Origin of the sequence: Alteromonas portus (assembly GCF_005117025.1) — a bacterium.
Taxonomy (GTDB): Bacteria; Pseudomonadota; Gammaproteobacteria; order Enterobacterales; family Alteromonadaceae; genus Alteromonas; species Alteromonas portus.
Window position 1 is genome coordinate 212,586 of the sequence record NZ_SWCO01000010.1, and the last position, 8,495, is coordinate 221,080.

Genomic DNA, 8,495 nt, shown 5'->3' on the forward strand with positions numbered 1-8,495 from the left:
ATCCTTAATAATTGAGTAAGCGGTTAACGCACAACAGTTTTAAGGTTATTTCTTGTTCGCTGATTTTTCAAGTGAAGCATCGGGCACGTTTTTGATCATCATCTGCTCTTTGCGCTTTGTCATCATTTTAGCTAGCCTTCGCATACTTACTGTTGTGTCTTTTTCATCGACAATATCTACGCCTAACAAGCGTTCAAGCAAGTCTTCTAGCGTTAAAACACCTTCTAAACCACCATACTCATCAACTACCAACAACATATGCACACGCTTGTTTATAAAGTGCTCAAACGTCACCGATAAAGGCATGGTATTTAGCACTGTTACCATATCTTTGGCGTATTCAGAAAGCGATTTATCAGTGTTACCTCTTGCTTGAGCAATTAATAAATCAGAACGCATAACAAACCCCGTAATATTTTCTGAATCGCTATCTTCAAATACGGGAATACGAGAGAACTCAATGTTGGCGTGTTTATGGAAAAAAGCCTCCACCGTCATCGACTCTGATACTTTAAACAGTGCCGTGCGATGAGTAATTGCATCTTTCACTCTAAGTTCGTGCAGACTCAACAAGCTTTGCAAAAAAGCCGCTTCATGATTAGCTAACTGGCCCTCTTGCCCCGATAATTCAGCCATAGCATGCAGTTCACTGCGGCTTAACCCACGAAGTGGGCTATCTTCTTTAAAACCTTTCGTCATTAACTCTGACATTTTTACAAACGGCATAAGCACAATCGAAAGGTATTTAAGAAAGTATGCTGTTATAGGCGCTAGTGTTCGCCAATAAGTAGCGCCGAGTGTCTTTGGAATAATTTCTGAGAAAATAAGAATAAGCAGCGTAAGCACTGCCGAAATTACGCCTAAGTAGGCATCGCCAAATACGGCAGCAGCTTGTGCACCTGCACCGGCTGCGCCCATGGTATGAGCTATTGTATTAAGCGTGAGTATGGCAGAAAGGGGCGTATTAATATTATCGGTTTGTTTACGCAGGAGCGCACCACTCGCTTTACCTTCTTTTTCCAGCACAGAGATATACGCGGACGAAACACTTAGAATTACAGCCTCTGCAATGGAGCACAAAAAAGAAAAGCCCAGTGCAATGAAGACGTACACAATAAGTAAAAGCATGTAATTATTCCAAGCGTCCTTGTAGGTTTAAACGCGTTTTAATTTAAATAAGTTGAGCGACTATTATGGATAATAGCGCGGGATATACAAGCGCTCTGTAAATATCATTTGAGCGCTTGTTTGAGGAGAATCAACAATCGCGTTACTGTTATTCACAACATGTTGAGTGCTGCTCATGATTATGGCGAGATTGCTGCAGTTTTTTCACACCCAGTCTCAACATTAATCCGGCTAACAAAATTGTACATAATCCGTAGATTACCTGTATACCAGCACCGTGCTCATGGACGTGGCTTGCTGTCTTGATCATTGAAGATAAATTAAACGAGGATACAAAATAGTTTAATGCATAGCCAAATCCGATACTTGCCGATATAACGCTAAACAGGTAGAGCAATAAAGTTCGCGATCCCATTTCCTGTTTAATCATACCCATGGTCGATACGTTGGTGGCAGGGCCCGCCATTAAAAAGACCAGTACGGCACCCGGTGATAGTCCCGCAGCCAGAAAACCAACCGCAAGCGGTGTAGAGGCGGTGGCGCATATATACATCGGGATACCTATAAGGGCCATGACAAGCATGGCAACCACACCATCACCCCACTGTGTAAGAAAGTCAGTAGGCACCCAGGTTTTAATAGCGGCGGCAAGCGCTAAACCAATAAGTAGCCATACCACAATATCTTCAAGAAGCTTTCCGCTTGCATAAGACAATACCTTAGCCGTCTTTGACCCGCTACGTGATGCTTTGTGTTCATGTTGATGGGAAGACTCACTGCCACAGCATTGCGTATCGGCCTCTGGCTTATTCGCAATTTCTGGCTCTGACTTAGTACTACAACACGATGAAGGGGCTACTTTGGATACTGGGTGATTTTGCTCAGAGAATTCGTAACGTTCTGCGAAAAAACGAACCATAAGACCTGCATAAATTGCACTTACAACAGCAGCAACAGGTCTTACAATGGCATATAGTGGCCCTAATAGCGCATAAGACACCGACACACTATCTACACCAGTTTCCGGCGTAGAAACTAAAAAAGAGATAGTGGAGGACTTAGAGGCACCACTTCGGCGCAACCCAAGTGCGGCCGGGATAACGCCACAAGAGCAAAGAGGAAGAGGCGCGCCGATAATCGCAGCTTTACTGATAGAGCCAAATGACGCACTGCCCATATGCTTCTCTAGGAAAGAAACAGGCACTAACTCATGCATAACCCCAGCGACCAATAAGCCCAATAACAGCCATGGCGCTGACTCCATGAATAACGCTAGAAAATTTTGCCCTAGTAAAATGATATCTGACACGAAGCCTCTCTTGTAATTTGGCCAAAGGCTGCACCGCCTAAAGCTAAAATTACCATGTTTGAAACAACATAGATAATATCAAAGATAAAGTGTGACAGAAAATCGACAAAACAGATTAGAACGATTGTGGAAGTGTAAAAAAGGCCAGTACAAATGTACTGGCCAAACGTTGACGGTCTCGTGAGTGTGCTTTTTAAACTCAGAGGTCAACCATGAAAAAAAGTATCGACAGCCATTTAGCTGTTGGCCTGCCCTTTGTTATGCTGCGTTTCTTTCTTGAGCTTAGACACCACAGAGAAAGCCTCTAGCATTACAAGTACCGAAACAACCAGCACGACTGCATCTAAGAACACCAGCAAGTAGTTTCCTTCAACATAGTATTCTTTAAGCTTTATAAGCCCCGCGAAGAAAGCCATGATGAGTACAAATACCATTGGTATAAGCGTGTACTTCGCTGGTCGCCCTAACTTTATTAACATAACTGATATAACTAGCAGGGTTAGGCTTGCAAGAATTTGGTTAGTAGAACCAAACAGCGGCCATATGATCATTCCGCCACTACCGGACGCGCCACCCGCACCAAATGCTAATAATAGACAACAGCCCACCGCAACAAGCGTCGCTATTACACCATTTTTGAGCGCACCAATTGAATAAATGTCGCCCCATTCCTGAATGATGTAGCGTTGAAGACGCACGCCAGAGTCCATGGTGGTCCCTGCGAACAATACGACCATTACCGCGAGGATTGTGGATGAGAAGTCTACTGGCAGACCCCAGCCTTGCTGAATAAGATTCGCGCCTCCAGTGATAAACGCGCCAACGCTGCCAGCGCCTAAGTGGCTATAAACTTCGTGCCACTCTTCGGGTGAAGCTGCAAAGGCAACGCCACTTACCGCGACAATAGTAATAAGTGCAAGTGAGCCTTCACCTACCGCACCTAAGTAACCCACGAAGCGCGCGTCGGTCTCTTTATCTAGCTGTTTAGAACTAGTACCCGAAGAAACAATGCCATGGAAACCAGAAACCGCTCCACATGCAATGGTTACAAAGAGCAGCGGAATAAGGCTCGGCGAATCGACTGCAGTTTGAGTATTAAACGCTGGCGCTGTGATGTCTGGCATGGCAAAGAAAACCGCGCCATAAAGTAGGAATAAACCAACAAGCAACTGCATGCCGTTAATAAAGTCTCGAGGCTGTAACAACATCCACACTGGCAGTAGCGAGGCAATAGCAGCGTAAACAAACAGAATGATTATCCAGTTTGCTTTGTCGGCCAAGCCAAACATGGTTTCAGGCAGGCTCAGTGGAATGTAGCTACCTGCATATACGGACGCGTAAAGCACAATAATGCCAACAATACACAAAGGAATAAGACTGAAATTGCGCTTTAGTAGCTGACCAATAACTAATGCAACGGCAATAGCCATCCATGCAGGAAAAACCGCGTTAGGCTGAGAAACAAAAGAGTTTGCGATAACTACGCCGAACACCGCATTAACCATCAATAGAACGAGGAAAATTACAATCATAAAGAGCGAACGGGAGCGTTTACCGATCACACTTTCAGAAAGTGCCCCCATCGATTTACCCTTATGTCGGGCACTGGCCCATAGCGCGCCCATATCGTGGACGCCGGCAAACAAGATCGTACCAAAGACAACCCAAAGTACCGCAGGAACCCATCCCCAATAAACAGCAATGGCTGGGCCCACTATGGGTGCAGCGCCTGCTACAGAGGTAAAGTGATGCCCCCATAAGACAACTTTATTGGTGGGAACAAAATCGACCCCGTCTTGCATCGTATGAGCAGGGGTTACAAAACTATCATCCAATTTGAATATGCGGCTCGCAATAAATTTCGAATATACGAACCAACCGAGCAACATTCCGATGATGCCCAGTATTACTATGGCAATAGACTGCATTTTATTATCCTAATATTGTTTTTCTGAGGTCTTTTATATTTTGTCGTGCACTTACGCAAAAGACCTAAAGCCCGTCTTGTAACATTAAACCATTTGTCACTATGGTTTAGCGTCATTGTAAGACTAAAGTCTAACTATGGCGTAGATTATTACGACTCTTCATACCACTTAGCTAACTTTTTACGACACTTACACGCACAAGCTTAGGACAAAACGGTAACTTGGCGTAAATTTTGGACAAATAAGAGAAGAACCGCTTTAAATAAGATGCATTCTCGTTTATAAATACGCTCTTTTTTGTGCGGATAAAAATATGGCATCACCTAAATTTCACATGGCTTTTCGTAAATATCATCGATGGCTAGGTTTTTTTCTCGCGGGCATAATGGGTGTATACGCTATCAGCGGTATTCTTTTAATATTTCGACCTACCGATATATTGAAGTACGACCAAGTCCAAACTAAGCAACTCGAAGCCAACCTTTCAGGTGAGGAATTGTTGCCTTTATTAAAAATGAGAGGCAGTAAAGTAACTAGCGAAAATGCAGACGAAATTGTGCTCAATGTGGGCAAGTATGACAAGGCTACTGGCGAAGCCACAGTTAGCAAAAAAGACTACCCTATCGTGCTAGCGAAAATGGTGAAACTACACAAAGCGACAAATAACAGTCCTCTTTTTTGGCTTAACATCAGCTTTGGTTTGGGCTTATTGTTTTTCGTTATCTCGGCATTTCTTATGTTCATCCCTAAATTACCGATGTACAAAAACGGCCTTAAAATAGCGGGTATCGGTGCAATCGTAGCCGTATTAACCGTCGTATTTGGTTCGTAATTAATTGCGCTGAAACATGGTTGGTACGCCCAAGTATTAATAGGCGTACCAAGCCAATTAATAGATGTGAGATAAGAAGAAAGTCTTCATCGTTCTGTACGTGGTTTCTGACTCTGGCGTTTTATAGAAAATCAAATATTCAGCATGAGATAGCCCCTCAAAAATGTCTATCTGCGCCATACCTCCACTGTCGCGTATGGCCCGACTCACTCTCACCGTATCGCTTAAAAACATGTCTCGCGTCCCTGTCACTAGTAATGTAGGCGGGAATGCTTTGAACGTGCCATAAAGTGGTGAAACAGCGGGGTCAGTCAGCGCTTTTTTGCCTGCATATAGTTCTGCAGCACTTTGCAAAAAGCCGTCGTACGTTACAAGCACATTGTCTATTTCCTCGTTTACATAAAGGCTGTCACTGGTTTTAGAAAGGTCAGCCCACGGCGTTCCTGCATATACTGCAATTGGCAACGCCGTTTCATTTGCTAAGATTGATTGAACAAGTGAAAGTACTAAGCCACCTCCTGCAGATGTCCCTCCAACGAATATATTTCCTTCGCCAAACTGCTGTAGTAAATCATTATAAACTGTCACTACGTCATTCAGTGCAGCAGGAAAAGGAAACGTTGGCGGCATTCTATAGTCGACGCTATACACGACGATGCCTAACCTTTCCGCTACGAGTAATCCTTCTTCAATGCTTGGCAAACCACCGAATAAAACAAAAGCGCCGCCATGAATATCAATATACACTTTATCGCTGAATTCTGGCGTAATAACTTTTGGCGTCAATTTTCGCGTAACAACACCGTTCAACTTGATTAGTTCAACATCTACATTGAGCTCTTTTTTCATCTTTTTAATTTTTTTCTTTTGCTCAGCGTTTCTACTGTGAACGTAGTTTCTCCACTCTTCACTTGTGCGCGGGGTACTCTCTTTAACCTGTTCTTTAGTGAATTGAGGAAACGTTGAGATACTATTTGCCAACGCTTCACTGGCTGCTTTAGGTAATGGTGGTTTTTTATCGGGCATAAGACTTTCAGTAGCAAATATAGTGGGAGCAAACAAAAATAAAAGGACGTACATTAGCAAGTATATATACTTCATAGCGGTGGCGCTCCTGGCATTGGTAAATATAGTTTGTTATTAAGAAGTTACGTGAAGGCCGCAGTAGATGTAAAGCTTGGTTTAAGATGGTGGTTGCAATTACCATTATTAGCTTCCTCAATAGACCTAAATGGTGGTTATCTTGCACTCTTGTAAATTCCCATCCTGAGTACAGGTCAGATCTGCATTGCATTTTGCTAACCTAGATTATAATTTAGACGCTACTGCATGAATGGTTGCTGTTTTGATGAAATCACAAGCGAAGGGATATTGCATCGCGCGCTTAAATTACCATTAAGTAAATAACTATAGGGATTAAGATGAAAAACTTTTCTGCACGCAAGCTACTTTTTACATTAGGCCTGGCTGTATGTTCGTTAACAAGTGCCTTTGCCGAAAACGCTAGCCAAGAAACAACGTCAGTTTGGAAAGTGTCTAACGGCGAAGATGTGGTTTATGTTGGCGGCACAATCCATATTTTACCCATCTCGGAATTCCCTTTGCCTAGCGCATTTACTGAAATATATGAGAAAGCCGACACATTAGTTTTTGAAGTGAAAATGCCTGAACCAACTGATATCGAAGGCCAGAAAAAAATGATGGCTGGACTGGCATACGCGGAAGGGAAATCTCTAAAAGATGACGTATCTGAAGAAACCTATCAGGCGCTTAACGATTACTTAAGTAAATTCGGCGCTACGGCAGATCAGCTAGCTCGCTTTAAGCCTGGCATGGTTGCTTCAATGCTAGTTGCAATGGAAGCGCAGCGTTCTCAGATGGCAGGACAAGGTGTAGATGCCTACTTTATGCAGTTAGCAAAGCGTGATGAAAAAACCAGTGAATACTTGGAATCGCTGGATTTTCAAATAAATATGCTAGCAAGCATGGGCGCAGGTGAAGAAGACCGTCTTATCTCTGAAACGCTAGAAACACTACCAGAGTTAAAAGACATGCTTACAAGCACGATCAAAGCATGGAGAGAAGGCGACACGCAGGAAATCGATGAATTAGTAGTAGGCACGTTCAAACGCGAATCTCCCGCTTCTTACGACGATGTATTTACCAAACGCAATCAAAACTGGCTACCGCAAATTGAGGCCATGTTTGGTGACGAAGACCAAGAATTTGTGTTAGTAGGTGCAGGACATTTAGTAGGTGAAGACAGTGTTTTCGCTTTATTGAAAGCTAAAGGTTACACAGTAGAGCAATTGTAGTTTCCTTTAGTTCGAATGCTGCAAATTTTAGCTAAGGCCTGTTGATCTTTGATATGCGAATTGTGCCCCAAATGGAAGCCTTTTATCGCGATAACGCCATACAAACCTTATGAGCCAAGCTCAAGGATTGTGACAAAGTATAACAGGCCCTACGTAGAGCCCTCGCTTTTTTATACCTATGCATCTATCAATAAGGCCTTAGGCTTAAGTCTATTTTTAAACGCGTTTTCAATAATATACACTTAAATTAGACGAGTAATGATTTAGGGCAAATAGCGCGATAAGGTATGCAGAGTAAAACGAAAGGCTTCACTCTCATTGAGTTAATCATAGTAATTGTCATTATTGGCATAATTACTGTGACAGCTGCACCAAAGCTATTAGGTATTCAAAAAGATGCGCAAATAGGCGCTCTACAAGGCTTGAAGTCGGCTCTCACCGCATCTTCAGATATAGTTTATGCTAAATCACTTCTTGAAGGTGTTGAAGGTAGCGCTGATACTACGTTGACCTCGGGTATTCGTGTGCGCTATGGCTATCCTTATGCCACGCAAACGAACTTAAAACTAGTAGCAGAGTTCACCGAAGAAGACTGGAAGCTAACCGGTTCGGCCCCTGAAGTTACCTTTACCCTAGAAAAACAAACAAGTGACTTTAGCAATGCTGAAATAGCAGAAAATGGAGTATGCAAGCTTACTTACCGTCACCCAAATCAAGGACAAGAGCCAACAATTACTGTTAATAATTGTAACGTGTAAGATATCTTTACGTTGTAAAAGCAGCACCTTCCCTACTTTCTTTCCAACTAATATTTTTCTTGCCCACACTCACGCACTTTTCAAAAGGCATAAAAAAAGCGCACCTAAGTGCGCTTTTTTGGCTTGTGTTGCTAAGTCTAGATTAGTCTAGGATCTTAGATACAACACCAGCACCTACTGTACGACCACCTTCACGGATTGCGAAACGAAGACCTTCTTCCATCG

Annotated in this window: 8 protein-coding genes; 3 read left to right on the plus strand and 5 right to left on the minus strand. The window is 43.0% G+C overall.

Features of this window, described 5'->3' with window-relative positions:
* Positions 1-45: 45 nt before the first annotated feature.
* The 3 genes from E5672_RS17665 to E5672_RS17675 all read right to left on the minus strand — a co-directional run bounded on the left by E5672_RS17665 (position 46) and on the right by E5672_RS17675 (position 4,365).
* Positions 46-1,128, minus strand: a complete 1,083-nt coding sequence (locus E5672_RS17665; protein WP_136783430.1) for a CNNM domain-containing protein — start codon at positions 1,126-1,128, stop codon at positions 46-48.
* 148 nt (positions 1,129-1,276) lie between these two features.
* Positions 1,277-2,437 (minus strand): SO_0444 family Cu/Zn efflux transporter, encoded by a 1,161-nt coding sequence (locus tag E5672_RS17670; protein WP_136783431.1) that lies wholly within the window; start codon positions 2,435-2,437, stop codon positions 1,277-1,279.
* Positions 2,438-2,673: 236 nt separating this feature from the next.
* Positions 2,674-4,365 (minus strand): carbon starvation CstA family protein, encoded by a 1,692-nt coding sequence (locus tag E5672_RS17675; RefSeq protein ID WP_136783432.1) that lies wholly within the window; start codon positions 4,363-4,365, stop codon positions 2,674-2,676.
* Between the two features lie 313 nt (positions 4,366-4,678).
* Here E5672_RS17675 and E5672_RS17680 point away from each other — a divergent pair, with 313 nt between their 5' ends.
* The gene (locus E5672_RS17680) at positions 4,679-5,197 is read left to right on the plus strand and encodes a hypothetical protein (protein WP_136783433.1); all 519 of its coding nucleotides are present in this window, start codon (positions 4,679-4,681) and stop codon (positions 5,195-5,197) included.
* A gap of 57 nt (positions 5,198-5,254) precedes the next feature.
* Here E5672_RS17680 and E5672_RS17685 read toward each other — a convergent pair whose 3' ends face one another.
* The gene (locus tag E5672_RS17685) at positions 5,255-6,298 is read right to left on the minus strand and encodes an alpha/beta hydrolase fold domain-containing protein (RefSeq protein ID WP_136783434.1); all 1,044 of its coding nucleotides are present in this window, start codon (positions 6,296-6,298) and stop codon (positions 5,255-5,257) included.
* A gap of 320 nt (positions 6,299-6,618) precedes the next feature.
* On the opposite strand from E5672_RS17685, the gene E5672_RS17690 reads away from it, so the two are divergent.
* Both E5672_RS17690 and E5672_RS17695 read left to right on the plus strand, forming a co-directional pair.
* Positions 6,619-7,512 carry a TraB/GumN family protein gene (locus E5672_RS17690; protein ID WP_136783435.1) on the plus strand — a complete coding sequence of 298 codons (894 nt, stop codon included), beginning with the start codon at positions 6,619-6,621 and terminating at the stop codon, positions 7,510-7,512.
* A gap of 287 nt (positions 7,513-7,799) precedes the next feature.
* Positions 7,800-8,270: a prepilin-type N-terminal cleavage/methylation domain-containing protein gene (locus tag E5672_RS17695; RefSeq protein WP_136783436.1), complete on the plus strand. Its 471-nt coding sequence runs from the start codon at positions 7,800-7,802 to the stop codon at positions 8,268-8,270.
* Between the two features lie 142 nt (positions 8,271-8,412).
* Here the strand turns inward: E5672_RS17695 and E5672_RS17700 are convergent.
* On the minus strand, positions 8,413-8,495 hold an 83-nt coding region (locus tag E5672_RS17700; RefSeq protein ID WP_136783439.1), incomplete at its 5' end, for an EF-Tu C-terminal domain-related protein.

Bases quoted from the DNA above. Each gene is read 5' to 3' on its own strand.
- E5672_RS17690 (WP_136783435.1), top strand. From the start codon at position 6,619: ATGAAAAACTTTTCTGCACGCAAGCTACTTTTTACATTAGGCCTGGCT.
- E5672_RS17685 (WP_136783434.1), bottom strand. From the start codon at position 6,298: ATGAAGTATATATACTTGCTAATGTACGTCCTTTTATTTTTGTTTGCT.
- E5672_RS17675 (WP_136783432.1), bottom strand. From the start codon at position 4,365: ATGCAGTCTATTGCCATAGTAATACTGGGCATCATCGGAATGTTGCTC.
- E5672_RS17680 (WP_136783433.1), top strand. From the start codon at position 4,679: ATGGCATCACCTAAATTTCACATGGCTTTTCGTAAATATCATCGATGG.
- E5672_RS17665 (WP_136783430.1), bottom strand. From the start codon at position 1,128: ATGCTTTTACTTATTGTGTACGTCTTCATTGCACTGGGCTTTTCTTTT.
- E5672_RS17695 (WP_136783436.1), top strand. From the start codon at position 7,800: ATGCAGAGTAAAACGAAAGGCTTCACTCTCATTGAGTTAATCATAGTA.